This is a genomic window from Streptomyces sp. ISL-10 (genome assembly GCF_018614575.1).
GTDB lineage: Bacteria > Actinomycetota > Actinomycetes > Streptomycetales > Streptomycetaceae > Streptomyces.
The window spans coordinates 44,397-70,325 of the sequence record NZ_JAGGOJ010000018.1 but is presented as its reverse complement, the minus strand read 5'-3'; the positions used below and the strand labels follow the sequence as shown (position 1 = coordinate 70,325).

Annotated in this window: 22 protein-coding genes; 11 read left to right on the top strand and 11 right to left on the bottom strand. The window is 69.9% G+C overall.

What is annotated here, in order from left to right:
* Positions 1 to 163 precede the first annotated feature (163 nt).
* A complete protein-coding gene (locus J7E88_RS22485) occupies positions 164 to 1,495 on the bottom strand; it encodes an ArsA family ATPase (RefSeq protein ID WP_215183872.1) in 1,332 nt (443 codons plus the stop codon).
* The gene (locus tag J7E88_RS22480; RefSeq protein WP_215183870.1) at positions 1,492 to 2,454 is read right to left on the bottom strand and encodes an ArsA-related P-loop ATPase; all 963 of its coding nucleotides are present in this window, start codon (positions 2,452 to 2,454) and stop codon (positions 1,492 to 1,494) included. The genes J7E88_RS22485 and J7E88_RS22480 overlap by 4 nt, the downstream gene beginning before the upstream one ends.
* A gap of 291 nt (positions 2,455 to 2,745) precedes the next feature.
* Between J7E88_RS22480 and J7E88_RS22475 the strand changes: the two genes are divergently transcribed.
* The 6 genes from J7E88_RS22475 (at position 2,746) to J7E88_RS22450 (ending at position 8,627) form a co-directional block, all read left to right on the top strand.
* Positions 2,746 to 2,907, top strand: coding sequence for a DUF4177 domain-containing protein (locus J7E88_RS22475; RefSeq protein WP_005314434.1), 162 nt, complete (start codon positions 2,746 to 2,748; stop codon positions 2,905 to 2,907).
* Positions 2,904 to 3,374 carry a RidA family protein gene (locus J7E88_RS22470; RefSeq protein WP_215183868.1) on the top strand — a complete coding sequence of 157 codons (471 nt, stop codon included), beginning with the start codon at positions 2,904 to 2,906 and terminating at the stop codon, positions 3,372 to 3,374. Before J7E88_RS22475 ends, J7E88_RS22470 begins: the two co-directional genes overlap by 4 nt.
* Positions 3,375 to 3,598: 224 nt before the next feature.
* Positions 3,599 to 5,749, top strand: coding sequence for a PQQ-dependent sugar dehydrogenase (locus J7E88_RS36815; RefSeq protein ID WP_308307570.1), 2,151 nt, complete (start codon positions 3,599 to 3,601; stop codon positions 5,747 to 5,749).
* Between the two features lie 72 nt (positions 5,750 to 5,821).
* Positions 5,822 to 6,685 (top strand): NUDIX domain-containing protein, encoded by an 864-nt coding sequence (locus J7E88_RS22460; RefSeq protein WP_215183866.1) that lies wholly within the window; start codon positions 5,822 to 5,824, stop codon positions 6,683 to 6,685.
* Positions 6,682 to 7,521 carry an MBL fold metallo-hydrolase gene (locus J7E88_RS22455; protein ID WP_215183864.1) on the top strand — a complete coding sequence of 280 codons (840 nt, stop codon included), beginning with the start codon at positions 6,682 to 6,684 and terminating at the stop codon, positions 7,519 to 7,521. Before J7E88_RS22460 ends, J7E88_RS22455 begins: the two co-directional genes overlap by 4 nt.
* A gap of 221 nt (positions 7,522 to 7,742) precedes the next feature.
* Positions 7,743 to 8,627, top strand: a complete 885-nt coding sequence (locus J7E88_RS22450; protein ID WP_215183862.1) for a prohibitin family protein — start codon at positions 7,743 to 7,745, stop codon at positions 8,625 to 8,627.
* Positions 8,628 to 8,749: 122 nt separating this feature from the next.
* Here J7E88_RS22450 and J7E88_RS22445 read toward each other — a convergent pair whose 3' ends face one another.
* Complete coding sequence (locus J7E88_RS22445; protein ID WP_215183860.1) at positions 8,750 to 9,424, bottom strand: Crp/Fnr family transcriptional regulator; 675 nt, start codon at positions 9,422 to 9,424, stop codon at positions 8,750 to 8,752.
* A gap of 317 nt (positions 9,425 to 9,741) precedes the next feature.
* Here J7E88_RS22445 and nth point away from each other — a divergent pair, with 317 nt between their 5' ends.
* The 3 genes from nth (at position 9,742) to J7E88_RS22430 (ending at position 12,658) form a co-directional block, all read left to right on the top strand.
* Positions 9,742 to 10,560 carry an endonuclease III gene (nth, locus tag J7E88_RS22440; protein WP_251023051.1) on the top strand — a complete coding sequence of 273 codons (819 nt, stop codon included), beginning with the start codon at positions 9,742 to 9,744 and terminating at the stop codon, positions 10,558 to 10,560.
* A gap of 58 nt (positions 10,561 to 10,618) precedes the next feature.
* Positions 10,619 to 11,341, top strand: coding sequence for a CoA pyrophosphatase (locus J7E88_RS22435; RefSeq protein ID WP_215183856.1), 723 nt, complete (start codon positions 10,619 to 10,621; stop codon positions 11,339 to 11,341).
* 117 nt (positions 11,342 to 11,458) lie between these two features.
* The gene (locus tag J7E88_RS22430; protein WP_215183854.1) at positions 11,459 to 12,658 is read left to right on the top strand and encodes a MarP family serine protease; all 1,200 of its coding nucleotides are present in this window, start codon (positions 11,459 to 11,461) and stop codon (positions 12,656 to 12,658) included.
* A gap of 60 nt (positions 12,659 to 12,718) precedes the next feature.
* On the opposite strand, the gene J7E88_RS36090 is transcribed toward J7E88_RS22430, so the two are convergent.
* The 6 genes from J7E88_RS36090 to J7E88_RS22405 all read right to left on the bottom strand — a co-directional run bounded on the left by J7E88_RS36090 (position 12,719) and on the right by J7E88_RS22405 (position 20,889).
* Positions 12,719 to 12,907 (bottom strand): hypothetical protein, encoded by a 189-nt coding sequence (locus J7E88_RS36090; RefSeq protein WP_251023035.1) that lies wholly within the window; start codon positions 12,905 to 12,907, stop codon positions 12,719 to 12,721.
* A 151-nt stretch (positions 12,908 to 13,058) separates the two neighbouring features.
* Entirely contained in the window at positions 13,059 to 14,006 is a 948-nt protein-coding gene (locus tag J7E88_RS22425; protein ID WP_215183852.1) for an alpha/beta fold hydrolase, read from the bottom strand.
* 76 nt (positions 14,007 to 14,082) lie between these two features.
* Entirely contained in the window at positions 14,083 to 14,574 is a 492-nt protein-coding gene (locus J7E88_RS22420; protein WP_215183851.1) for a phage holin family protein, read from the bottom strand.
* A gap of 40 nt (positions 14,575 to 14,614) precedes the next feature.
* Positions 14,615 to 16,009 (bottom strand): Na+/H+ antiporter NhaA, encoded by a 1,395-nt coding sequence (gene nhaA, locus J7E88_RS22415; RefSeq protein WP_215183849.1) that lies wholly within the window; start codon positions 16,007 to 16,009, stop codon positions 14,615 to 14,617.
* 266 nt (positions 16,010 to 16,275) lie between these two features.
* Positions 16,276 to 18,237, bottom strand: a complete 1,962-nt coding sequence (gene acs, locus J7E88_RS22410; protein WP_215183846.1) for an acetate--CoA ligase — start codon at positions 18,235 to 18,237, stop codon at positions 16,276 to 16,278.
* Between the two features lie 306 nt (positions 18,238 to 18,543).
* Entirely contained in the window at positions 18,544 to 20,889 is a 2,346-nt protein-coding gene (locus J7E88_RS22405; RefSeq protein ID WP_215183844.1) for a bifunctional SulP family inorganic anion transporter/carbonic anhydrase, read from the bottom strand.
* 295 nt (positions 20,890 to 21,184) lie between these two features.
* Here J7E88_RS22405 and J7E88_RS22400 point away from each other — a divergent pair, with 295 nt between their 5' ends.
* The gene (locus tag J7E88_RS22400; RefSeq protein ID WP_215183842.1) at positions 21,185 to 22,456 is read left to right on the top strand and encodes a hypothetical protein; all 1,272 of its coding nucleotides are present in this window, start codon (positions 21,185 to 21,187) and stop codon (positions 22,454 to 22,456) included.
* Positions 22,457 to 22,512: 56 nt separating this feature from the next.
* Here the strand turns inward: J7E88_RS22400 and J7E88_RS22395 are convergent, their stop codons facing one another.
* Positions 22,513 to 23,499: an ATP-binding protein gene (locus J7E88_RS22395; RefSeq protein ID WP_215183840.1), complete on the bottom strand. Its 987-nt coding sequence runs from the start codon at positions 23,497 to 23,499 to the stop codon at positions 22,513 to 22,515.
* A 101-nt stretch (positions 23,500 to 23,600) separates the two neighbouring features.
* Here J7E88_RS22395 and J7E88_RS22390 point away from each other — a divergent pair, with 101 nt between their 5' ends.
* Complete coding sequence (locus tag J7E88_RS22390) at positions 23,601 to 24,431, top strand: oxidoreductase (RefSeq protein WP_215183838.1); 831 nt, start codon at positions 23,601 to 23,603, stop codon at positions 24,429 to 24,431.
* Between the two features lie 322 nt (positions 24,432 to 24,753).
* Here the strand turns inward: J7E88_RS22390 and J7E88_RS22385 are convergent, their stop codons facing one another.
* Entirely contained in the window at positions 24,754 to 25,632 is an 879-nt protein-coding gene (locus tag J7E88_RS22385) for an HAD family phosphatase (protein WP_215183836.1), read from the bottom strand.
* Between the last annotated feature and the right edge of the window lie 297 nt (positions 25,633 to 25,929).

Here is a 25,929-nt window from a genome sequence, read left to right as displayed (position 1 = left end):
CGCGTTTTGTGCACAGCCGCAGGCCGCGTGCCGCTCGGCCGGACCCCACCGGCGACCCCTGGCGCAACCCCCACCCCCACGCACCTGCCCAACGCGCCAGGTATCCGACGCCACCGTGCGCGCGCAGCCCCGCGGCTTCGACAGTGCGCCACCGCCCCCAGCGCTACGCCCGCGTCGGTGTTTCCGCGGCCAGCCGGGTGCCGATCGCCCGGAGCCCGCCCAGGTCGTGGACGTCACCCGGCAGTGCCGGGACTTCCGTGACGGGCACCTCGGGGTGGAGTGCGGTGAAACGGTCGCGCGTGCGCTGCTCGCGCGCCAGAACCTGCATCCTTTCGGCATGCAGACGCAGCAGACCCGCCGTCAGCTGCCGCGGGGTCTGCGCTTCATGTGCTGCGTGTGCCGCGCGTGCTTCGTTCTCTTCGTTCTCTTCGTGCGACGATCCGAGTGTTTCGGGGGAGACCTCACGGACCTCGGGGGAGTGATCCACGGCCGGGGATTCGGGAGAGACGGCCGCGACGTCACGACCACCAGTCTTCCCGGGCCCCTGATCCACAATGCCGCGCTCGTCAAGATTTTCCGCGGCGGCGAGCGCCCGCTCCGCGGACAGGCCCGCGGCCCCGCTCCCATGCACCCGGTTGAGTACCAGACCCGCCAGCGGCATGTCCTCCGCGGCCAGCCGCTCCACGAAGTACGCCGCCTCCCGCAGTGCGTCCCGCTCGGGCGCGGCGACCACCACGAAGGCCGTGCCCGGCGCCTGCAGCAGCCGATAGGTCGCGTCCGCGCGCGTACGGAAGCCACCGAACAACGTGTCCATCGCGGCGACGAAGGTCTGTACATCCCGCAGCAGTTGACCGCCCAGCAGCTTGCCCAGCGTGCCCGTCATCATCGACATGCCGACGTTCAGGAACTTCATCCCCGCCCGGCCGCCCACCTTCGCGGGAGCCATCAGCAGCTTGATGAACCTCCCGTCCAGGAAAGAGCCCAGGCGCTTGGGTGCGTCCAGGAAGTCCAGTGCGGACCTCGACGGCGGAGTGTCGACGACGATCAGGTCCCACTCGTCCCGCGCGCGCAGCTGGCCCAGCTTCTCCATCGCCATGTACTCCTGCGTGCCGGCGAAACCGGCGGACAGGGACTGGTAGAAGGGATTTTCCAGGATCGCGCGGGCACGCTCGGCGTCCGCGTGCGCCTCGACGATCTCGTCGAAGGTGCGTTTCATGTCGAGCATCATGGCGTGCAGTTCGCCGTCGCCCTCGATGCCCTTGACCCTGCGGGGTGTGTTGTCCAGCGAGTCGATCCCCATGGACTGGGCGAGCCGCCGCGCCGGGTCGATGGTCAGGACGACGACCTTGCGGCCGCGCTCCGCCGCCCGTACGCCGAGGGCCGCCGCCGTCGTGGTCTTGCCCACGCCGCCGGCGCCGCAGCACACGATGATGCGCGTGGCCGGGTCGTCGATGAGCGGGTCGACCTCCAGACGGGCCGATGCGTCCAGCGTCATGAGCCCGCCCCTTGTTTACGCAGTTCCTTCGCCAGTTGGTACAGCCCGGCGAGGTCGATGCCCTCGCTGAGCATGGGCAGTTCGTACGCGCCGAGGTCCAGCGCGTTCAGCACCCTGCGCTGCTCCCGCTCCAGCTCGACCCGTTGTGCGTGCTCGGCGGCCTGCTCCAGCAGCGGGGTGACGAGCTTCGCCGAACCGGGGACGCCCGCCGCGGTCAGCGCCTTGGCGATCTCGCCGCGGCGGCCGTCGGACGCGTCGCGCACCGCCTCCTCGTCGAGGATGTGGGGGCGCACCATGTTCACGATGACGTTGCCCACGGGGAGCTCGGCGGCACACAGCTCGGCGACACCGTCCGCGGTCTCCTGGACGGGCATCTCCTCCAGCAGCGTGACCAGATGGACGGCCGTCTCGGGGGACTTGAGCACCCGCATGACGGCCTGCGCCTGGTTGTGTATCGGGCCGATCCTGGCGAGGCCCGCGACCTCGTCGTTCACGTTCAGGAATCGGGTGACACGGCCGGTGGGCGGCGCGTCCATGACCACGTGGTCGTAGACGTACCGCCCCTGTTTGTCCCGGCGGCGTACGGCCTCGCACGCCTTGCCGGTCAGCAGCACGTCCCGGACGCCGGGGGCGACGGTCGTCGCGAAGTCGATCGCGCCGAGCTTCTTGAGGGCACGGCCCGCGCTGCCGAGCTTGTAGAACATCTGGAGGTAGTCGAGTAGCGCGCGCTCGGCGTCGATGGCCAGCGCGAACACCTCGCCGCCGCCGGACGCCACGGCGATCTTGCGCTCCTCGTACGGAAGGGCTTCCGTCTCGAAGAGCTGGGCGATGCCCTGCCGGCCCTCGACCTCGACCAGGAGGGTGCGCTTTCCCTCGGTCGCGAGGGCGAGCGCGAGGGCGGCGGCCACCGTGGTCTTACCGGTACCGCCCTTGCCGCTGACGACCTGGAGCCTGCTCACGTATGCGAGCCTAACCAGTCGTGACGCGGCCTACGCACGGGACTGCCTGCGGACTGCGTCACGTGCCCCCGGCCTCGACCATGCCACGTGCCCGGTTCGGATCGTGCCCCCGGTGCGTGTCAGGTGCCTGGCGCGGATCGCTGTGGGGCCCCGACCATGCCACGTGCCCGGTTCGGATCGCGCCCCGGACCGCGTCACGTGCCCCGGCTCGGAGCTCGGCGCGGTCCCGTCGCGCAGCCGCACCCCAACCGCGTCACGAACGCGCCGGGCGGTGCGGCTACAGTCGGCTCCATGACCAAGTGGGAATACGCGACCGTGCCCCTCCTCGTGCACGCGACGAAGCAGATTCTGGACACCTGGGGCGAGGACGGCTGGGAGCTCGTCCAGGTCGTGCCCGGGCCGAACAACCCCGAGCAGCTGGTGGCCTATCTGAAGCGGGAGAAGTCCTCGTGAGCGGTGTGGTCGAGCGCAGGCTTGCCGAGCTCGGTCTGACGCTGCCTGAGGTCGTGCCGCCGCTTGCCGCCTATCAGCCGGCCGTGATCTCGGGCGCGTACGTGTACACGGCGGGCCAGCTCCCGATGGTGGAGGGCAAACTTCCGGTCACCGGCAAGGTGGGTGGCGAGGTCACCCCGGAGGAGGCCAAGAAGCTCGCCCGTATCTGCGGGCTGAACGCGCTGGCCGCCGTGAAGTCGGTCATCGGTGACCTGGACCGGATCGCCCGGGTCGTGAAGGTCGTCGGTTTCGTGGCGTCCGCCGCGGACTTCACCGGCCAGCCCGGCGTGGTCAACGGGACGAGCGAGCTGCTCGGCGAAGTGCTCGGCGACAAGGGTGTGCACGCGCGCAGCGCCGTGGGTGTCACGGTGCTGCCGCTGGACGCTCCGGTCGAGGTCGAGATCCAGGTGGAGCTCGTCCAGGACTGAACCGAAGGTCAGTAGGTGTACGGCCCCGAGCCCGCCGGTCCGCCGGTGGGTCCGGGGCCGTCGTCGTACCCGCGACCGGTCGTGGGAATCCGCCGCGCACCTCTTGACGTGGACGCGTCGATGGGTGTGCTCTGGTCGCGGTATTCATGGTTAGGAAGGCTTCCTAACCATGTGAACCGCCCAGGTGAATCCCCTCGTCCCCCACACGAAAGCGGGAGGAATCCGTGGCACTGCTTCTTCGCCATCCGCGCGCGGCGGCCGGCACCCTCGTCGCCGCGACCGCGGCCCTGTCACTCGCCCTGGTGCCGCCCGGCGGCCTGACGACACCCGCCACCGCCCTCGTCGCCCACGAGGCCGGCGTCCAGAAGGCCGTCGCCCACGAGGCCCACGTCCAGAGAACCGTCGCCTACGAAGCCGAAGCGGCCCGCCTCTCCCAGGCCGCCGTCGATTCCGACCACACGGGCCATTCGGGCACCGGCTTCGTGAACTTCCATGCGGTGACGGGCGCGTACGCCGAGTTCACCGTCGGCTCCGCCCAGGCGGGCGCCGCCACGCTCGAACTCCGTTACGCCAACGGCACCCCGGCGAACCGCCCCTTGGACGTGACGGTCAACGAAACGCTCGCCGCCGACGACCTGGCCTTCCCCGCCACGGGTACCTGGAGCACCTGGAAGACCGTCACGACCGGTGCCACCCTCAAGGCGGGGGCCAACACGATCCGCGTCACCACCGCCGCGGCGGACGGGCCGAACCTCGACCGGCTCACCGTCACCTCCACCGGCCCCGCCGACACAGAGAAGCCGACCCCGCCCCGCAATCTGCGGCGCGACAAGGAGCCGACGGCGAGCAGCGTGTCCCTGGCCTGGGACGCGGCCTCCGACAACACCGGCGTCACCGGCTACGACCTCTACCAGCACGGCCAGTTGATGAAGCAGGTCGGCGGGAGCACGCTCGCGGCCACCGTCGACGGCCTGGACCCGGAGACCTCGTACGACTGGACGGTCTTCGCCCGTGACGCGGCGGGCAACGTCTCCGCCGCCAGCAACGCCGTCACCGTCGCCACCCGGCCCGCGCCTCCCGACACCCAGGCCCCCAGCACCCCGGGCGGCCTGCGCTCCACGGGCAGGACCGCGGCCAGTGTCGACCTCGCCTGGGACGCCGCCACGGACAATGTGAAGGTCACCGGCTACGAGATCCACCGCGACGGCGCGGCGTCCGGGACCTCCGACGGGACGACGGCCACGGTCGGCGGGCTGAAGGCCGGGACGGCGTACCGCTTCAAGGTCAGGGCCTACGACCTCAAGGGCAACAAGTCCGCGTTCGGCCCCGAGATCACCATCACCACCTCCACCGCCCAGCCCGGTGGCACCCCCGACCCGGGCACCGTCTCCACCCTCGCGAGGGGCGTGGACGTCGCCTGGGGCCTTGCCTTCCTGCCGGACGGGACGGGCGTCTTCACCGAGCGGAACACCTTCAACGTCCACCGGCTCACCAAGTCGGGGCAGAAGACACTGCTCGGCAAGGTGCCCGACTCCCAGACCACCGGTGGCGAAGGCGGCCTGATGGGCATCGAGGTCAGCCCGTCCTTCGCCACCGACCACTACCTCTACTTCCTCCACACCTCGACCGACGGCAACCGCATCGCGCGCATGAGACTGGAGAACAACATGCTCAGCGGCTACACCGTCCTCCTCCGTGGCATGGAGAAGAGCCGCTTCCACAACGGCGGCCGTCTCCGCTTCGGGCCCGACGGAAAGCTGTACGCGGGCATGGGCGACGCGCAGAGTGCCAGCAAGGCCCAGGACAGGAACTCGCTGAACGGCAAGATCCTGCGCATCAACCAGGACGGCTCCATCCCCTCGGACAACCCGTTCGGCAACGCCGTCTGGTCGATCGGCCACCGCAACCCGCAGGGACTCGACTTCGACTCCAAGGGCAGGCTGTGGCAGGCCGAGTTCGGCAACAGCGTCATGGACGAGGTCAACCTCATCCAGAAGGGCGGCAACTACGGCTGGCCGCACTGCGAGGGCACCAGCGGCACCTGCGGCGGCTACACAGCGCCGAAGAAGACCTGGAGCACCGCCTCCGCCTCGCCCAGCGGACTGACGATCATCAACGACCACGTCTTCGTGGCGACGACGAGGGGTGAGCGCGTCTACCGGCTCCGGATCGACCCGAGCAGCAACCTGGTCGAGCAGAAGACGTACTTCCAGGGGACGTACGACCGGTTGCGCACCGTCGAGGTCGACCACGACGGCGACATCTGGCTCACCACGTCCACCGACAAGGACGGCACGGCCGGGAACGACCGCATCCTGCTGATCGACATCCAGTACACGGGCGGCAGCCGCATGCACGGCACACCCGGGCACTGACAGCACGAAGGGGTGGCCGGCCCCTCCGGCCACCCCTCGAACATCCGCGCGTGAGCGCATAGCATCCGCCCCATGTCCAATGGTCAGTGGTACCCGCCGGAATGGCCCGACCGTATCCGCGCCCTCGCGGCCGGTGAGCTCACGCCCGTGACCCCCAAGAGGGCCGCGACGGTGATGCTGCTGCGCGACGCCGCGGACGGACCCGCTGTCCACATGCTGCGCAGGCGCACGTCCATGGCCTTCGCGGGCGGCGCGTACGCCTATCCGGGTGGCGGAGTGGACCCGCGCGACGACCGGCCCGTGGGCTGGGCCGGGCCGTCCCTGGACACGTGGGCGCGGCGCCTCGGCACCGACATCGCGTCCGCGCAGGCCATCGTGTGCGCCGCGGTCCGTGAGACGTACGAGGAGGCGGGCGTCCTGCTCGCCGGACCGGCGCCCGACACGGTCGTCGGGGACACGACGGGGGACGACTGGGAGGCGGACCGGCAGGCGCTGGTGGACCGGACCATGTCGTTCGCCGAGTTCCTGGACCGGCGCGGCCTGGTGCTCCGCTCGGACCTGCTCGGCGCGTGGGCGCACTGGATCACGCCGGAGTTCGAGCCGCGCCGCTACGACACCTGGTTCTTCGTGGCCGCCCTGCCGCACGGCCAGCGCACCCGCAACGCCTCCACCGAGGCCGAGAGCACGGTCTGGATCTGCCCGGCGGACGCGACCGCCGGCTACGACAAGGGCGAGCTGCTGATGATGCCGCCCACCATCGCGACCCTGCGCACCCTCCAGCCGTACACAACGGCGGCGCAGGCGCTTCAGGCGGCGGCCGGGCAGGATATGACCCCCGTGCTCGCGACGGCGCGCCTGGAGGGCGGCGAGGTCGTCCTCAGCTGGCCGGGCCACGAGGAGTTCACCAAGCACGTGCCGACCGGAGGCCCGCGATGACCGACGCCGCAGCCCTGCCCGGACAGCCCCGCGGAGGCGTGCTCTCCGGGCCCGCCACCGCCCGCGCCACGAACGTCCTCGCGCCCAACCCTTCCGCGATGACCCTGGACGGCACCAACACCTGGATCGTCTCCGAGCCCGGCTCCGGCCTCGCCGTCGTCGTCGACCCTGGACCGCTGGACGACGCCCACCTGCGGGCCGTCATCGACACCGCCGAGCAGGCGGGCAAGCGCGTCGCCCTGACCGTCCTCACCCATGGCCACCCCGATCACGCGGAGGGGGCCGCACGCTTCGCGGAGCTGACCGGTACCAAGGTCCGGGCCCTCGACCCCGCGCTGCGGCTCGGCGACGAGGGGCTCGCGGCGGGGGACGTGATCACCACGGGCGGACTGGAGATGCGGGTCGTCCCCACTCCCGGTCACACCGCCGACTCGCTCAGCTTCCACCTGCCCGCCGACCGTGCCGTGCTGACCGGCGACACGATCCTGGGCCGGGGAACCACGGTGGTCGCCCATCCGGAGGGGCGGCTCGGCGACTACCTCGACTCCCTGCGGCGGCTGCGCTCGCTCACCGTCGACGACGGTGTCCACACGGTGCTGCCCGGGCACGGACCCGTGCTCGACGACGCCCAGGGTGCCGTCGAGTTCTACCTCGCGCACCGCGCCAGCCGTCTGGCCCAGGTCGAGACCGCCGTCGAGGCCGGGTGGAGCACGGCAGCCGAGGTCGTCGCGCAGGTCTACGCGGACGTCGACCGGTCGCTGTGGCCGGCCGCCGAGCTGTCGGTGCGGGCGCAGCTGGAGTATCTGCGCGAGCACGGCCTGATCGAGCAGGTCTGACCTGGGTGGGAGGTCCGGCCTGGGCCTGATCGGGCAGGTCTGACCTGGGTGGGAGGTCCGGCCTGGGCCTGATCGGGCAGGTCCGACCCTGAGCCACCACACAGCCCCGCCCCGACCCGTCCTTGGGATAGGGAACGGGACGCCGCACCCTCCCGCGTCCCCGTCGCCGGTGATGCTTTACGCTCCGCTTACTTTGCGACGTCCGTCACTGGGGGAGAGCCGTGTTCGTCCTGTTCATCATCCTCGTCATCGCCGCTGCGGTGATGTACGCCGTCGCCCGCAGCGGCGACAACCGGGGACTCAAGATCGGCGCCCTGGGCGCCCTGATCGCCGGCCTGTTCGCCGGCACGGCGAGCTGCGTCCACGTGGTCAGCGCCTACGAGGTCGGCGTGCCGGTCACCTTCGGCAAGGTCGGCTCGCCCATGAGCTCCGGCGTGAACCTCACCTCGCCGTTCACCGACGTCACGACCTTCTCCACCCGGCCCGTGGACCTCAACCTCTCCGACAAGGACGTCGTCGAAGTGCGCTCCTCGCAGGGCGGTGTGATGTACGCGGAGCTGACGGTGAAGTGGGCGGTCACCCCGGCCAAGGCGGTGGAGCTGTACCGCCTGGCGGGCAGCGAGGACGCGATTCAGCAGCGTCTGGTCTTCCCGGACAGCCGGGAGATCGTGCGCAACGTCTTCGCCCGCCACACCAGTGAGGAGGGCTACACCTCCGCCCGCGAGAAGATCAACGCCGAGATCGGTGACCTGATCAGGGAACGGCTCGCCCCGCGCGGCATCGACGTCACCACGGTCAACCTGCGCAATGTGAAGCCGTCGGAGAAGCTGCAGGACCAGATCGACCGCAAGATCCAGCAGCAGCAGGCCACCGAGCGGGCGACGGAGGCGGCCCTTACGGCCAAGGCGGAGGCCGAGCGCCGCCGTATCGAGGCCGAGGGCATCGCCAAGGCCAACCGCATCCTCAACGAGTCGCTGAGCGACAAGGTGCTGACCAACCAGTGCATAGAGGCCTTCAGGGAGGCTGCCGAGAAGAACCCGGTGTACGCCGTGCCGTGCGGCTCCGGCTCCGGCAACCCGCTGATCGTGGACAGCACCAGGAACTGACACCCCGCGAAGAGCTAGGCGAAGGGCCACGAGAAGAGGCACGCGAAGAGGCACGCGAAGAGGGCCGCCCGCATCACGCGGGCGGCCCTCTTCGTGCGGGTGTTCGTACTCGTAGGAGCAGGTCAGCGCGAACGCTTGGCCAGGCGCTCCACGTCCAGCAGGATGACCGCACGCGCCTCCAGGCGCAGCCAGCCGCGCTGGGCGAAGTCCGCCAGCGCCTTGTTCACCGTCTCGCGGGAGGCGCCGACCAACTGGGCCAGCTCCTCCTGGGTGAGGTCGTGGACGACGTGGATGCCTTCCTCGGACTGCACGCCGAAGCGGCGCGACAGGTCCAGGAGCGCACGGGCGACACGGCCCGGAACATCGGAGAAGACCAGGTCGGACATCTGGTCGTTGGTCTTGCGCAGTCGGCGGGCGACGGCGCGCAGCAGCGCGGTGGCCACCTCGGGGCGGGCGTTCAGCCAGGGCTGCAGGTCGCCGTGGCCGAGGCCGAGGAGCTTCACCTCGGTCAGAGCGGTGGCGGTCGCGGTGCGCGGGCCGGGGTCGAAGAGGGACAGTTCGCCGATGAGCTCGCCCGGTCCGAGGACGGCGAGCATGTTCTCGCGGCCGTCGGGGGACGTGCGGTGGAGCTTGACCTTGCCCTCGGTGACCACGTACAGGCGGTCGCCCGGTTCGCCCTCGTGGAAGAGCGCGTCGCCACGGGCGAGCGTCACTTCACTCATCGAGGCGCGGAGCTCCGCGGCCTGCTCGTCATCGAGCGCCGCGAAGAGCGGGGCGCGCCGCAGAACGTCGTCCACGAGTTCTCTCCTTGTCGACCTGCTCAGGGGACGTTGTCCCCATGATGCCGGACCGTGCTGTGCTGCTCCGGGGACTCGGTGCCCCACGGCGGCATCGTCAGGGATCGGGACCCCCGTAGTAAACAATCGTGCGATCAATCACAACAAGTTTGACGCACTGGCGCGCCCAACCGTGCGGCAGGGGCCCGATTGGGTCGTGATTCCCGGGGACCGGGGCAGATGTCGGTGCCGCCCCTTAGGCTGGCCGGGTGTCCAATTCGCCCGTGAGAGCGCAGGCCAAGGGGGCTGGAAGCGTGTCCGGAAAGCAGAATTCCGCTCTGGGCGAACAGGCCTCCCCCAGTCCGGACGAAAAGAAGAAACCGGACAAACAGGAATCACGTCTCGCCATGGTCCGCCGTGCCCGCCGCATCAACCGCGAGCTCGCCGAGGTCTTCCCGTACGCGCACCCGGAGCTGGACTTCGAGAACGCGTACCAGCTGCTGATAGCGACGGTCCTGTCCGCACAGACGACCGACCTCAGGGTCAACCAGACCACCCCCGCGCTCTTCGCCAAGTACCCCACGCCCGAGGACCTGGCGGCCGCGGTGCCCGAGGAGGTCGAGGAGCTCATCCGCCCGACGGGCTTCTTCCGCGCCAAGACCAAGTCGATCATGGGCCTGTCCAAGGCGATCCGCGACGACTTCGGCGGAGAGGTCCCCGGCCGGCTGGTGGACCTGGTGAGTCTCCCGGGCGTGGGCCGCAAGACGGCCTTCGTCGTCCTGGGAAACGCCTTCGGCGTCCCCGGCATCACGGTGGACACGCACTTCATGCGGCTCGTGCGCCGCTGGAAGTGGACCGACCAGGACGACCCGGTGAAGATCGAGGCCGAGATCGCCACGATCTTCCCCAAGTCGGAGTGGACGATGCTCTCCCACCGCGTCATCTTCCACGGCCGCCGCATCTGCCACGCCCGCAAGCCCGCCTGCGGCGCCTGCCCGATCACCCACCTCTGCCCTGCCTACGGTGAGGGCGAGACCGACCCCGAGAAGGCCAGGAAGCTCCTGAAGTACGAGATGGGCGGTCGGCCCGGCCAGCGGCTCAAGCCGCCGCCGGACTACCCCGGCAAGCCGGCCCCGGCCCTGGGCGAGGTCGAGTGAGCCGCCCCCACGAGGAACGATCCGGGCGCTCCGGGGCGTTGAGCAGCAGGGGGTGCCCATGACGCGCGCAGGCGAAGAGACCTACAAGATGCACGAGCAGTCCGGCAGGCACGGCGAGGTGTCCGTCTCCATCGACGGCCTGCCCGACTGGCTCGATCCCGTGGTGCGCGCCGCCGACACCGTCCAGCCGCACCAGCTGAGCCGCTTCCTGCCGCCCGAGAGCGGACGCGGCCGCCAGTCCGCCGTACTCGTCCTCTTCGGTGAGGGCGCGAGGGGCCCCGAGCTGCTGCTCATGGAGCGCGCCGGCACCCTGCGCTCGCACGCCGGGCAGCCGTCGTTCCCCGGCGGCGCCCTCGATCCGGAGGACGGCGACCCCGCCACCACGGGCCCGCTGCGCGCCGCGCTGCGTGAGGCCGAGGAGGAGACCGGGCTCGACCCCTCCGGCGTCCAGCCCTTCGGCGTGCTGCCCAAGCTCTACATCCCGGTGAGCGGATTCGTCGTCACGCCCGTACTGGGGTGGTGGCGCACCCCGAGCCCGGTCGGAGCGGTCGACCCCGCCGAGACCGCGCGGGTCTTCACCGTGCCCGTGGTGGATCTCACGGACCCGGCCAACCGCGCGACGGCTCTCCACCCGAGCGGTCACGCGGGGCCCGCGTTTCTGGTCGAGGGCACTCTGGTCTGGGGTTTTACCGCCGGAGTCATCGACCGGATCCTGCACTTCTCCGGCTGGGAGAGACCATGGGACCGCACCAAGGAGGTCCCGCTGGACTGGCGGGCATGACAGGCTGACCCAGGCAGTAAGCGCACCCCGGGGCGCACAGACGAAGCGGCCGCGCCGCGGGCCCGGACACACCAGCCGGAAGGAGCACCCGGCGACGACACTGCGAGGCTAATGACGGTGAACGTGCTGGACATCCTGTTGCTGGTCGCCGCCGTCTGGTTCGCGATCGTCGGCTACCGCCAGGGCTTCGTCGTCGGCATCCTCTCGGTGATCGGCTTTCTCGGCGGCGGGCTCGTCGCGGTCTATCTCCTCCCGGTGATCTGGGACGCGCTGACCGATGACGCCGAGGTGTCGACCACGGCGGCGATCGTCGCCGTGGCGATCGTGATCGTGTGCGCCTCCGTCGGCCAGGCGTTCACCACACATCTCGGCAACAAGCTGCGCAGGCACATCACCTGGTCACCCGCCCGGGCCCTGGACGCCACGGGCGGCGCCCTGGTCAATGTCGTCGCCATGCTGCTGGTCGCCTGGCTGATCGGATCCGCCCTCGCCGGCACCTCGTTGCCCACCCTGGGCAAGGAGGTCCGCAGTTCCAAGGTGCTGCTCGGCATCTCGCAGGTGATGCCCGATCAGGCGTCGACATGGTTCTCCGACTTCTCCTCCGTGCTCGCGCAGAACGGCTTCCCCCAGGTCTTCAGCCCGTTCGCCAACGAGCCGATCACCGAGGTCCAGGCACCGGACCCGGCGCTCGTCGGCAGCCCCGTCGCCGCGCGCGCCAAGCAGTCGATCGTCAAGGTCGTCGGCACGGCCCCCAGTTGCGGCAAGGTCCTCGAAGGCACCGGCTTCGTCTTCGACGAGCGCCGGGTGATGACCAACGCCCATGTGGTCGGCGGCGTGGACGAGCCCACCGTCCAGATAGGGGGCGAGGGCCGGCTCTACGACGCCAAGGTCGTGCTGTACGACTGGGAGCGCGACATCGCGGTGCTGGACGTCCCCGATCTCAAGGCACGCCCGCTGCAGTTCACCGAGGAGGACGCCGACAGAGGCGACAGCGCGATCGTCGCCGGTTTCCCGGAGAACGGCGCCTACGACGTACGCTCCGCCCGCGTCCGCGGCCGGATCAACGCCAACGGCCCCGACATCTACCACCGGGGAACCGTCCGCCGCGACGTCTACTCGCTGTTCGCGACCGTCCGCCAGGGCAACTCCGGCGGACCGCTGCTCACCACCGACGGCAAGGTCTACGGCGTCATCTTCGCCCGGTCCCTCGACGACGTCGACACCGGCTACGCCCTGACGGTCGACGAGATCCGCGCCGACATCGCACAGGGCAGGGCCGCCAACCAGCAGGTCGACAGCCAGGCGTGTGCGCTGTAGGGATGCGTCGCGGTGGGACGCTTCGTGATGTGAGGGTGCCCGGGCCGAGCCGTCGCCGGCTCAGGCCCGCGGATGCCGCAGTCGCGCGGACACCCAGCGCGCGCGGCGCCGGAGGATTCGCGGAATGCCCATTCCCTGCCCCGGATGCTCCTGGCTCTCATGCTGAGAGCCACCACTGTCGTGGATGATCGGCCCATTGGCCGAGCGGCGGTTGCGTGCTGCGTCACCGTAGTCGTGCGTCCAGCCCATACCCGGACGTCTGCCCGGGCCTCATGGTCGGTAACCGTGTCAGCGCCCGCCAATTGGCCTATGCGCCGGGCATGTGGCCGTTCGTAGGACAAAGGTTCCACCGGGTGTCCGGACGGATCCGGCCGGCCGCTCCTCGTCACGCCGGGAAGCCTCAGCGATCGGGTTCCGGATCCTTGAGCCAGCTGATGAGTTCGTTCGAGAAGGCCACCGGGTCCTCCTCGTGCGGGAAGTGGCCGAGACCGTCGAACAGCCGCCAGCGGTACGGCGCTTCGACGTACTCGCCGGAACCGGCCGCGCTGCGCGTCCGCATCGCCGGATCGAGTGACCCGTGCAGATGCAGTGTCGGAACCCGCACGGGACGCTTCATCCGGCGGTTGAACTGGATGCCGTCCGGCCGGGCCAGCGAGCGCACCATCCAGCGGTACGGCTCGATCGAGCAGTGCGCCGTCGAAGGGATGCACATCGCGCGCCGGTAGACGCCGACGGCCTCCTCGTCGAGCGGCTGGGGTCCCGACCAGTCCTCGATCAGCCGGCCCACCAGCGCGGCATCGTCGGCGACCAGCTGACGCTCGGGAATCCAGGGCCGCTGGAAACCCCACACATACGACCCGGCACGGCTCTGCGCGAAGTCCGACAGCATCGCCGAACGCCAGCGCCGTGGGTGCGGCATCGAGGACACGGCCAGACGGCGCACCAGCTTGGGGCGCATCACGGCCGCCGTCCACGCCAGATAGCCGCCGAGGTCGTGCCCGACCAGCGCGGCGTCCGGCTCGCCGAGGGACCGTACGACGCCGGTGATGTCGAGTGCGAGGTTGGCCGGGTCGTAACCCCGCGGCGTGCGGTCGCTGCCGCCCACCCCGCGAAGGTCCATCGCCACCGCCCGGAAGCCCGCGTCGGCGAGCGCGGGCAGCTGGTGCCGCCAGGTCCACCAGAACTGCGGGAACCCGTGCAGCAGCATCACCAGCGGCCCGTCGCCCATCTCGGCGATGTGGAAGCGGGCACCGTTGGCCGCGACGTCGCGGTGGGTCCACGGACCGTCGAGACGTACGGGGCCGGCGGGGCTGCCGAAGCCGCCGGGGCTGGAAACAGGTGCCGTCATGCTGATGAGCGTGCCACAACCGGGCACCGTGCGTTTGCCACGCCCGGGCCGGCGGCCTCCGTGCCGGTCCGCCGGGTCACACCGGGACCCTGTCCTCCCGGGAGCCGGCCGGGAGCTCCGGGCGCGCGGGGCGGCGAGGATGCGGCTTGGCGTTCTGCAGCACAGCCGCGGTCTCCTTGGCCGAGGCGACCGCCTTCTGCGGGCCCTTGCCCTTCTTCGCCTTCTTGACGAAGAACAAGCCGATCAGGCCGAGAAGACCTGCCACGGCGACATTGACGGCGAACGACAGCAGGAAGCAGACGGACAGGTGCCAGTCGGTCCAGGCCTGGAAGCCGTAGGCGAGTGCGAAGCTCAGCATCGGCAGCGAGAAGAGCAGCACCGCGCCCGCGGCGGCGAACGCACCGCTGCCGATGCCCGCCTTCTTCACGTCCCGCCGCAGCTGCGCCTTGGCCAGCGCGATTTCGTCGTGCATCAGCGCCGACATCTCGGCGGTCGCCGAGGCGACCAGCTGACCGAGACTGCGGTCGGCGCCGACAGCGTTCGCCGTGGTGTTGCCGGGGTCGGTCATCGCTGACTCCCTCTCCAAAGTTCTACGGTCCGATGTCAGATCATGCCGGACTGTCGCCGCCGTCGCGCGATGCCCCCGCCGCTTCGGCCTTGCGGCGGTGCTCCGCGGCCTTCTCGTCGTAGATGGCGGCCATCCTCAAGTGGTAGGCAGGGTCGTCCTGTTCGTATACGTCGGGGATGCCGGACATGTCCTCGTCGCGCTCCTCCTCCGCCGCCAGCGCCAGGTAGGCACGTACCCGCATCTTGAGGACGATGCCGGAGAGAATTGCGGCGATCAGGGAACCGATCAGGACCGCGGCCTTCACCTCGTCCGTGAGCGTGGCGTCTCCGGCGAAGGCGAGCTCGCCGATCAACAGCGAGACGGTGAAGCCGATACCGGCGAGCGAGGCGAGCGCGAAGATGTCCGGCCAGCGCAGATCCTCGTTCAGTTCCGCCTTGGTGAAACGTGCCGTCAGCCAGGTGCCGCCGAAGATGCCGAACGCCTTGCCCACGACCAGACCCAGGACGACACCAAGTGTCTCGGGCTTGCTGAAGACGTCGCCGAGGGACTTGCCGGTGACCGTGACGCCCGCCGAGAACAGGGCGAACAGCGGTACGGCGATACCGGCGGACAGCGGCCGCACGACATGCTCGATGTGCTCGCCCGGCGAGGACTCCTCGCCGTCCCGGCGGCTGCAGCGCAGCATCAGGCCCATCGCGACACCGGCGATCGTGGCATGGACGCCGCTGTTGTACATCAGGCCCCAGACGGCCAGGGCGAGCGGCACGTACACGTACCAGCCCCGCACACCCAGGCGCAGCAGCAGCCAGAAGAGGGCGAGGCCGGCGAAGGCCCCGCCGAGCGCCGCGAAGTTCAGGTCGTCCGTGAAGAAGACCGCGATGATCAGGATGGCGAAGAGGTCGTCGACGACCGCGAGCGTCAGCAGGAACGCGCGCAGCGCCGATGGCAGCGACGTACCGATGACCGCGAGCACGGCCAGGGCGAAGGCGATATCGGTGGCGGTGGGGACAGCCCAGCCGGCCGTGGAGCCGTCGCCGAACGTCGTGACCAGCAGGTAGACGAGGGCGGGCATGATCATGCCGCAGAGGGCGGCGATCACGGGCAGGGCGGCGGCCTTCGGGTCGCGCAGTTCTCCCACGACCAGCTCACGCTTGAGCTCGATACCGGCGACGAAGAAGAAGACGGCCAGCAGACCGTCCGCCGCCCAGTGCTGTATCGACAGATCCAGGCCGAGCGCCTTAGGACCCAGGTGGAAGTCGCGCACGGCGGCGTAGCTGTCACCGATAGGGGTGTTCGCCCAGATCAGGGCGGCAACCGCGGCGAACAGGAGCAGCACACCGCCGACCGTCTCCGCGCGCAGCGCGTCCGCGACGAAGTTCCGCTCGGGCAGGGGCAGACGTCCGAAGAGCCTGGGAGTGGTCTGGGGCGCGGCCACGATGCGTAACCTCCGGTCGGTCGGGCACGACAAAACTGTTGCCGACCAGACTTCCCGGCGCACCTGAGATCGTTCCTTGCGTCATTGACGCGTTCTTTACTCTACCTAACGGCTCCGTCGGCCGTTCGGTGAGCCGCGGCAGACCGTACCGCGGCCCGTCCCCGCCCGCGCGACGGCCTGCCCGCCCCGCCACGCCCCGTACGCGGGCACGGCCCCGGCGCGGGCTGCGCCGGGGCCGTGCCCGCGTACGGGTGCCCCGCCGGGGGTCAGTCCTCGCTGGCGGCGCCGGGCAGGCGGGACTGGATCAGGTCCATCACGGAGGAGTCCGTCAGCGTGGTGACGTCACCGAGCTGACGGTTTTCGGCCACATCGCGCAGCAGGCGGCGCATGATCTTGCCCGAGCGGGTCTTCGGCAGCTCGGCCACCGGCAGGATCCGCTTGGGCTTGGCGATCGGGCCGAGCGTCGTGCCGACGTGGTTGCGCAGCTCGTTCACCAGCCCGTCGTCCTCGCTCGCGGTGCCCCGCAGGATGACGAACGCGACGATCGACTGACCGGTCGTCTCGTCCGCCGCGCCCACGACCGCGGCCTCGGCGACCTTGGGGTGGGAGACCAGGGCCGATTCGACCTCGGTGGTCGAGATGTTGTGACCGGACACGAGCATCACGTCGTCGACGCGGCCGAGCAGCCAGATGTCTCCGTCGTCGTCCTTCTTGGCACCGTCACCCGCGAAGTACCTGCCCTCGAAGCGGGACCAGTAGGTGTCGATGAAGCGCTGGTCGTCGCCCCAGATGGTGCGCAGCATTGACGGCCACGGCTCGGTGAGCACCAGGTAGCCGCCGCCTCCGTTGGGCACCTCGTTCGCCTCGTCGTCTACGACGGTGGCGGAGATGCCGGGCAGCGGGCGCTGCGCGGAGCCGGGCTTGGTCTCGGTGACACCGGGCAGCGGCGAGATCATCATCGCGCCGGTCTCGGTCTGCCACCAGGTGTCGACGATCGGGGTCTTGCCCGCACCGATGTGCTCCCGGTACCAGATCCAGGCCTCGGGGTTGATCGGCTCACCCACCGATCCGAGGATCCGCAGGCTCGACAGGTCGAACTTGGCGGGGATGTCGTCTCCCCACTTCATGAACGTGCGGATCGCGGTCGGCGCCGTGTAGAGGATCGTGACGCCGTACTTCTGCACGATCTCCCAGAAGCGGCCCTGGTGCGGGGTGTCCGGCGTGCCCTCGTACATGACCTGCGTCGCGCCGTTGGCCAGAGGACCGTAGACGATGTACGAGTGGCCGGTGACCCAGCCGATGTCCGCCGTGCACCAGTAGACGTCGGACTCGGGCTTGAGGTCGAAGACGGCATGGTGGGTGTAGGCCGCCTGCGTGAGGTAGCCGCCGGAGGTGTGCAGGATGCCCTTCGGCTTACCCGTGGTGCCGGAGGTGTAGAGGATGAAGAGCGGGTGCTCCGCATCGAAGGCATCGGGGGTGTGCTCGGCGTGCTGACGGCCGACGATGTCGTGCCACCAGACGTCGCGGCCCTCGGTGAACGCGGTCTCCTGTCCCGTGCGCCGCACGACCAGGACGTGTTCGACCTGTGGGCAGCGGGAGACAGCCTCGTCGATCGCGGGCTTGAGCGCGCTCGGCTTGCCGCGGCGGTAGCCGCCGTCGGAGGTGATGACGAGCTTGGCGTCGGCGTCCTGGATCCGGGAGGCGACGGCGTCGGCGGAGAAGCCGCCGAAGACCACGGAGTGGGCCGCGCCGATCCGGGCGCAGGCCAGCATCGCGACCGCGGCCTCGGGGATCATCGGCAGGTAGACCGCGACACGGTCGCCCTTGCGGACACCCAGCTCCGTCAGGGCGTTGGCCGCCTTGGAGACCTCGTCCTTGAGCTCGGCGTAGGTGATGGCACGGGTGTCGCCGGGCTCGCCCTCGAAGTGGATGGCGACCCGGTCGCCGTGGCCTGCTTCGACATGACGGTCCACGCAGTTGTACGCGACGTTGAGCCGGCCGTCCGCGAACCATTTCGCGAAGGGCGGGTTGCTCCAGTCGACGGTCTCGGTCGGTTCGGTGGCCCAGTCGAGCCGCCGTGCCTGCTCGGCCCAGAAGCCAAGCCTGTCCGCCGCGGCCTGTTCGTACGCCTCCGCGGTCACGTTGGCGTGCGCGGCCAGCTCGGCCGGAGGCGCGAACCGCCGCTCTTCCTTCAGCAGGTTGGAGAGTGAAGAACGCTCGTTGGTCATCAGCTCGCCTCCCTCAGAAGGTTGGCCAGGCTTTCGTTGCTCACGACATCTCCCTTTCCCAGGGCGTCTTATGTGCGTAGGTGTCCCAGGCCATAGCTCATCAGCCAGAAGGCCGGGTGACAAGGGCCTTCCGGAAATTGGTTTAGACCTGTGAGGTGGCCCCTCTACCCCGGGCGGTGGGGAAGAGGGGCCACACGTTCTCACGGACGCCGTACGGCACTGGTTCAGCCACGCCCGTGTGCGCTCGGTCACCCACTGTGTGCGTGGCCGCACGCGCGCGTGCCGCGCATCAAGGGGCCGCGCGCGTCAGACGCGGGCCTTCTCCAGGGCTGACGGTGCGGGCGCGACGCGGTCGAAGACCTGCTCGACCTCGTGCTCGGCCGTGTTCGTGAGGAGATATGCCTGGGCCTCACCGACATGGAAGTACATGCCGTGCAGTTGCAGAGTGCCCTCGGCGAGCCGGCGGGCGACCGACTCATGGGCCCGAAGATGCTCCAACTGCTGGACCACATTGGTCAGACACAGCTGCTCCACTGCGTCCGTGGGCATCCGTCCCGAGATCCTGGCCCATGCGTGGTGCCGATTGCGCATGCGCTCCAGGCTGGGCAGACCATGCCGCAGCCAGCGGCGCAGGGGAGTCGGGGCGCCGTCCGGCGGGCTGTTCAGCAGGGCCTGCATCGCTCCGCACCCGGAGTGGCCGCAGACCGTGATGGACTCCACGCCCAGCACCTCGACCGCGTACTCGATCGCGGCCGCGACCGAGTCGTCGCCGCTCTCCTCGCCGGGCAGCGGCACCAGGTTGCCCACATTGCGCACCGTGAACAGATCGCCGGGGCCGCTTGCCGTGATCATGCTGGTGACCAGTCGGGAGTCGGCGCAGGTGAGGAACAGCTGCGAGGGCCGCTGCCCCTCCCGCGCGAGGCGCGCCAGCTCGTCGCGGACCAGGGGGGCCGTATTGCGCTGGAACGAGCTGAGCCCAGTGGCCAGTTGATGGGTCTCGGTCGTCGGCTGCGGGCTGTCGCCGCAGTGATGGTTGCGCCAGGGCGTCCAGGGCCGGCAGCAGCCGTGCGTCTCGTGCGCGGGCTCGCTGATGCGCGACCCCGACCGGCCCGTGAACTCCACGGTGCCGCCGTGTGCGCAGTGCGCGGCCTGCCAGTCGTGCAGCGCCTCGTACGCCGCGTGATCCATGAAGGAACCGTCCAGCTCGACCACACAGTCGACGCCGTGCGGCACCTGCCCCAGCACCCGGCTCAGCCGGGGAACCGCCAGGAACGTCAACTGGCCGCGTACGCGCACCCGGTGCACGTCCCCGCCCTCTTCCTCCACGGTGATCCGGGTCCTGGTGAGCCGGTGCAGCGCCACGCCGACCGCCACCGCGATCCCGATCAGCACCCCTTCCAGCACTCCGGTCAGGACCACCGAGCCCAGGGTCGCCGCGTACACCAGGATTTCGCGGTTGCGCTTCACACTGCGCAGATGCGTGATGCTGACCATCTGCACACCGATCACCATCACCAACGCGGCGAGGGTGGCCAGCGGGATCAGGTCGAGGACCGGCACCAGCAGCAGTGCGGCCACCGCGATCCACACACCGTGGAGCATGGTGGAGTGGCGGCTGACCGCCCCGGCGGAGACGTTCGCCGCGCTGCGGACCGCGACGCCCGTGATCGGCAGTCCGCCGAGGGCACCCGACACGACGTTTGCCGCGCCCTGCCCGGCGAGCTCGCGGTCGAGGTTCACGCGGGGGAGCCGTACGTCCGGGTGCTTGCGGGCCGCCGCCAGCTTGTCGATCGCGACGGCTGACAGCAGTGACTCCACGCTGCCGACGAGCGTGATGGTGAGCACTGCGGCGAGCAGCCCGAGCACGGGTCCCTCGGGCAGCTCGGGCAGCGCGTGCGAGCGCCACGAAGGAAGATCGACGCGCGGCTGGTGCAGCTGGGCGACCGTCGCGAGCACGGTCGCGGCGGCGACGGCGGCCAGGGCGGCGGGCACGGTCCGCACGATCCGGCCGGCTCGCCCCGGGATGCGCGGCCATGCCAGGACCACGGCGACGGTCAGGACGCTGACGGACAGTGCGGCCGGACGGAGATCGGCCAACTGGCCGGGCAGCGCACGTACATTGGCGACGGCCGAACTCTGCGGCGTGCCCCCGAGGACGATGTGAAGTTGTGCCAGGGCGATGGTGACCCCGATGCCGGCCAGCATCCCGTGGACGATCGCGGGGCTGACGGCGAGCGCGGAGCGCGCCACCCGCAGGGCGGCGAGACCGAGCTGGCACAGGCCGGCGAGGACCGTGATGGCGCATGTGGTGCGCCAGCCGTACCGCTGGATCAACTCGGCCGTGACGACGGTCAGTCCGGCAGCCGGGCCGCTGACCTGGAGCGGGGAGCCGCCGAGCCGCCCCGCCACGATGCCGCCGACGGCGGCGGCGACGAGGCCGGCCTGGAGCGGCGCCCCGGTGGCCAGGGCGATGCCGAGGGACAGAGGCAGGGCGATCAGGAAGACGGAGACGGACGCGGACACATCGGCACCCGCGATCCGGAAGCGGCGGTGCGGCCCGGCGGGCGGCGGACTGTGCGGCCGCCGGAAGCGGGCGAGCGGGGGCGTAGGGGGCTGAGATGCATTGTCGGTGCGGGTGGGGACGCAGGACATTCCCGTCTCCTCCAGGGTGGCGCGGTCGCGGAACGTGGGGGCGCGGCCATGAGTCACGGCATGCAGCGGCGGGATGCTCGAATCGCACGAGCGCTCAACGTTGAGTAAATGGATCGTAATGCAGAGTAAAGACTCTGGCATGATTTTCTGGGCAAATAGGGCAATCAATCACCCGATTCGGTGATTAATCATTTGATTGCGGCTCGTCGTTCCGTTCGCCTCCCCCTCCGGTGTGACCGTGTCGGCCTCTCATCACCGCCGAAAGTCATATCGGCATACGAAAGAGGGTGGACGGATGCTGGCTGTCACGAAGAAGGCCGCCGCCGTCGGCGCAGTCGCCACGGCACTCCTCGCGGGACTCGCGGGCTGCTCCGGGCCGGGCGGCGCGAACGGCTCGGGCACCAAGCACGGCGCGCCCGCCCAGAAGAAGGGGGGCGCCGTCCGCCTCATCGGAGACGGCTCCACCGCCTTCACCGGCGCCCAGCCCGGTCTGCTCAAGCCGCAGCGGCTCAAGCCCGGTGAGAAACCCCCGCAGTTCGTGGTGTTCTCGTGGGACGGCGCCGGGGAGGACAGCCAGAAGCTGTTCTCCCACTTCCGCGAGGTCGGCAAGAAGTACGACGCGACGATGACGTACTTCCTCAGCGGCGTCTATCTCCTGCCCGAGAAGAAGCGGCACCTGTACGACCCGCCCCAGCACGCTGTCGGCCGCTCCGACATCGGCTTCAACGACATCAAGGGAATCAGGGACACCGTGCGCGAACTGCGCGGTGCCTGGCTGGACGGCAACGAGGTGGGCACCCACTTCAACGGGCACTTCTGCGGCAACGACGGCGGCGTCGGCACCTGGTCCGTCAAGGAGTGGAAGAGCGAGATCAGCCAGGCCAAGTCCTTTGTGAAGAACTGGAGGACGAACGCCGGACTCCCCTCGGCCGAACCGCTGCCCTTCGACTACGACCAGGAGCTCATCGGCGCCCGCACTCCGTGTCTGGAGGGCCGCGACAACTTCCTGCGCGCGGCGCGGGACCTCGGCTTCCGCTACGACACCAGCGGCGCCAGCGATCAGGTGTGGCCCAAGAAGACGCTGGGCATGTGGGACCTGTCCCTTCAGATGGTCCCCGTCCCCGGCCGAGCCTTCGAAACGCTGTCGATGGACTACAACTTCATGGTCAACCAGTCGGGCACGGCCAAGGGCAGTCCGTCGATGCACAAGTACTGGGGCAACCAGATGCGCGACGGCCTCCTTCGGGCTTTCGACCGCGCCTACAAGGGCAACCGCGCCCCGCTCATCATCGGCAACCACTTCGAGTCCTGGAACGGCGGGACGTACATGAAGGCGATCGAGGAGACGATCGCGAAGGTCTGTGTGAAGAGCGACGTGAAGTGTGTGTCGTTCCGTCAGCTGGCCGACTGGCTGGATGCCCAGGATCCGCTGGTTCTGGAAAAGCTGCGGCAGCTTGAGGTGGGTAAGGCGCCCAAGAGCGGCTGGTCCGACTTCCTCTCGACGCCGCCTGTGGCACCGCCCGCCCCGAAGCGGGAGGCGCAGCGGCAGCAGGAGTCGCGCCACTGAGAGCGGCCGCACAGGGAGCACGAGGGCGGTCCGGCCGGACCGCCCTCGTGTCATGGTCAGCCCGGCTGCGGCACCGGGGTGTGCTCGCTGAGCACGTACGCCGGATCCACCTGGGCCGCCAGGTCCACCCCCGTCTTCGAGTTCCCCCAGCTCTCCGCGTTCTTCAGGTGGAAGTGGACCATCTGGCGGGTGTAGCGCTCCCAGTCCCGGTGCGCGTACGAGTCCTCGGCGGCGTCCTGCAGGGCCTGCAGGGCCGTCCGGTTGGCGGCCTCCAGCAGCTCGAACCGCGGCGGCCTGCCCTTCTCCATCGCCCGGACCCAGTTCGAGTGCCCGACCGTGACCAGCAGGTCCTCGCCCACCTCGTCCCGTAGGAACTCCACGTCGTCCGGGCCCTGGACCTTGTTGCCCACGACCCTGAGCGACACCCCGAAGTCCCGGGCGTACTCCTTGTACTGGCGGTAGACCGACACGCCCTTGCGGGTCGGCTCGGCCACCAGGAACGTCATGTCGAAACGGGTGAACATCCCGGAGGCGAAGGAGTCGGAGCCCGCGGTCATGTCGACGACGACGTATTCCCGCGGCCCGTCCACCAGATGGTTCAGGCACAGCTCGACCGCACCGACCTTGGAGTGGTAGCAGGCGACGCCGAGGTCGGACTCGGTGAACGGCCCCGTGGCCATCAGCCGGATCTCGGCGTCGTCGAGCCGCACGGTCCGTGCGCACGCTTCGTACACCGGGTTGTCCTCGACGACGCGCAGCAGCCGGGAACCTTCTCCTGGCGGCGTGGTCTTGATCATCGCCTCGGCCGAGGTGATCCGCGGATTCGTACCGCGCAGATACTCCTTGATCAACGGCAGATGCGCGCCCATCGCGGGCAGAGCGGCGGCCGCCGCGTCATCGAGGCCGAGCGCGGCCCCCAGATGCTGGTTGATGTCGGCGTCCACCGCGACGACAGGTGCTTCAGCGGCGGCCAGGTGGCGGATGAAGAGCGAGGACAGCGTCGTCTTGCCGCTGCCGCCCTTCCCTACGAAAGCGATCTTCATGTTCACCTAGAGTAGTGGTACGAGTGCGGGCCGTTGTCAAGGTGCGTGAAGAAGACCACTCCAAGGTGGGGCGGGGGGCCCGGGCGGTAGCCTCGCTACCTATGAGTACGAACGCCTCGCCGGCCGACCCTCTCGCCACTCTCGGCACGCTGCCTGGCGTCGCCGACTCCGTGGAGTCCGTGCGCAAAGCCGTCGACCGGGTCTACGGCCACCGGGTCATGCGGCGGCGCAGCAACGAGATCACGTCGGAGGCCGCACTGCGCGGTGCCCGCGCCTCCGCTGCTCTGTCCGGCGCCGACTGGGCGCTGGAGGAGGTGCGCCGGCGCACCGATTTCGGCAGCGACGCCGAAGCGCGCACCGTCGGCGCGGCCCTGAGGCTGACGGCCGAGGCCGGCCAGCTGTTGTCGATCTGGCGGCAGTCACCCCTGCGGGTGCTGGCCAGGCTGCACCTGGTCGCGGCGAGCGGCGGCAGCGCCGACGAGACGGTGGGCAGGCCGCGCCTGGCCGGCGAGCCGGTCGACGAGCCGCTGATCGAGGCCCCGCTGCCCGGCGCGGCCGAGGTGGCGGCGCGCCTGGACGGGCTGGCAGAACTGATCATCACGGGCAGCTCCGCCCCGGCCCTGGTTACGGCCGCCGTGGTGCACGGGGAGCTGCTTGCGCTGCGCCCGTTCGTCTCGTGCAACGGTCTGATCGCGCGGACGGCCGAGCGGATCGTTCTTGTCGGCAGCGGCCTGGACCCGAAGTCGATCTGTCCGGCGGAAGTCGGACACGCCGAGCAGGGCCGCGCGGCGTACACCGCGGCCTTCGAGGGATATCTGTCCGGCACGCCGGAGGGCATGGCGGCTTGGATCGCCCATTGCGGGCGGTCCGTGGAGCTCGGGGTCAGGGAGTCGACTGCGGTGTGCGAGGCGCTGCAGCGCGGTGCCGCCTGAGGCAGCGAAAGGCCCCAAATCCTGCCGAAATGGGTTGCGGCGGTACCAATTGGTACCGCCGCTGGCATGTCCACAGAGTTACCATGCGTCCTCGAAGGTTGCCCATCAGGTCGGGAACTTCGCCCGTCACCTGGTGCGGCTGGCCCGTAATCGACGGGTCGACGTCGCGTGGGTGCTCCGCTTTCATGCTTCGGTCCGTGGGGCCTTGTTTGCGTTTAAAGGTGATCCTTTCGGATGTCCTCGGTCTCGCGGGCCGTTGAATCCTTTGTACTCCAGCAGGCCGGGAAGGGAAAGCCCTGGCCGCCCTTCTTTACTTTTAGGTTCAAATACGGGCGAACCGGTGGTCGAGTCGGCCGGTTGTCCGGGCCGCCCGCGCCGCCACCCGGCGGCGGTTGGCGTACCAGACGAGTCCGGCGGTCGCGGCCGCCGCTCCGACCGCCGCGGCGGCCATCAGCGCCGGGCGTGCAGGCATCGAGAACGCGGGGAGCCGCTGCTTCAGCCGGACCGGCTTGTTGAAGACGAGAACCGGCCAGTTGCGCAGTGCGGCCTCGCGGCGCAGCGCACGGTCCGGGTTGACGACGTAGGGGTGGCCCACCGCGGAGAGCATCGGGATGTCGGTGGCGGAGTCGCTGTACGCGTAGCAGCCGTCCAGGTCGTAGCCCTCCGAGGCGGCGAGCTCCCTGACGGCTTCGGCCTTCGTCGGTCCGTACGCGTAGTACTCCACCTCGCCCGTGAAGCAGCCGTCGTCGCCGACGACCATGCGGGTGGCCACGACGCGGTCCGCACCGAGCAGCTCTCCGATGGGCTCGACCACCTCGGCGCCGGAGGTGGACACGATGACCACGTCCCGGCCGGCCATGTGGTGTTGCTCGATGAGGGAGGCGGCCTCGTCGTAGATGATCGGGTCGATGAGATCGTGCAGCGTCTCGGCGACGATCTCCCTGACCTGCTGCACGTTCCAGCCCTTGCAGAGAGCGGACAGGTACTCGCGCATCCGCTCCATCTGGTCGTGATCGGCGCCGCCCGCGAGAAACACGAACTGGGTATAGGCGGTGCGCAGCGCGGCGCGCCGACTGATCAGCCCGCCTTGGTAGAAGGACTTGCTGAAGGTCAGTGTCGAAGACTTCGCAATGACCGTCTTGTCCAGGTCAAAGAAGGCGGCCGTGCGCGGCAAGGAGTGGTTTTCCACGGGGCTGAGCATATGTGCCCGCCATTCGGCGTACTCTCGGGCGTGTGGGTTTGCCTGAGAAGGCTCTCGGGTACACCATGGAAGTCACGGATCGTTCGCGACCGTGCTAACCCGGTCCGGCTCCTCCCCCCCCGAGTCGGCCGGAGAGACGACCCCCGCTCTCCCCCCCGGCGGGGGTCGTCGCATGTCCGGATGGGTTTCCCCTCATCTCCGCGGCCGTCGCCGCCCGCTGCGCGTCTGCGCCATCTGCGGGTGAGGCGGAAGGTACCTCCCCGAATTCATTACGCTGAGTAGTCATTGTGCTGCGCT

Coding starts and splice junctions, on each gene's coding strand:
- J7E88_RS22390 (WP_215183838.1), top strand. CDS start 23,601: ATGAGTACGAACGCCTCGCCGGCCGACCCTCTCGCCACTCTCGGCACG.
- acs (WP_215183846.1), bottom strand. CDS start 18,237: ATGACCAACGAGCGTTCTTCACTCTCCAACCTGCTGAAGGAAGAGCGG.
- J7E88_RS22475 (WP_005314434.1), top strand. CDS start 2,746: ATGACCAAGTGGGAATACGCGACCGTGCCCCTCCTCGTGCACGCGACG.
- J7E88_RS22420 (WP_215183851.1), bottom strand. CDS start 14,574: ATGACCGACCCCGGCAACACCACGGCGAACGCTGTCGGCGCCGACCGC.
- J7E88_RS22435 (WP_215183856.1), top strand. CDS start 10,619: ATGACGCGCGCAGGCGAAGAGACCTACAAGATGCACGAGCAGTCCGGC.
- J7E88_RS22485 (WP_215183872.1), bottom strand. CDS start 1,495: ATGACGCTGGACGCATCGGCCCGTCTGGAGGTCGACCCGCTCATCGAC.
- J7E88_RS36090 (WP_251023035.1), bottom strand. CDS start 12,907: ATGGGCTGGACGCACGACTACGGTGACGCAGCACGCAACCGCCGCTCG.
- J7E88_RS22425 (WP_215183852.1), bottom strand. CDS start 14,006: ATGACGGCACCTGTTTCCAGCCCCGGCGGCTTCGGCAGCCCCGCCGGC.
- J7E88_RS22385 (WP_215183836.1), bottom strand. CDS start 25,632: ATGCTCAGCCCCGTGGAAAACCACTCCTTGCCGCGCACGGCCGCCTTC.
- J7E88_RS22395 (WP_215183840.1), bottom strand. CDS start 23,499: ATGAAGATCGCTTTCGTAGGGAAGGGCGGCAGCGGCAAGACGACGCTG.
- J7E88_RS22455 (WP_215183864.1), top strand. CDS start 6,682: ATGACCGACGCCGCAGCCCTGCCCGGACAGCCCCGCGGAGGCGTGCTC.
- J7E88_RS22405 (WP_215183844.1), bottom strand. CDS start 20,889: ATGTCCTGCGTCCCCACCCGCACCGACAATGCATCTCAGCCCCCTACG.
- J7E88_RS22400 (WP_215183842.1), top strand. CDS start 21,185: ATGCTGGCTGTCACGAAGAAGGCCGCCGCCGTCGGCGCAGTCGCCACG.
- J7E88_RS22460 (WP_215183866.1), top strand. CDS start 5,822: ATGTCCAATGGTCAGTGGTACCCGCCGGAATGGCCCGACCGTATCCGC.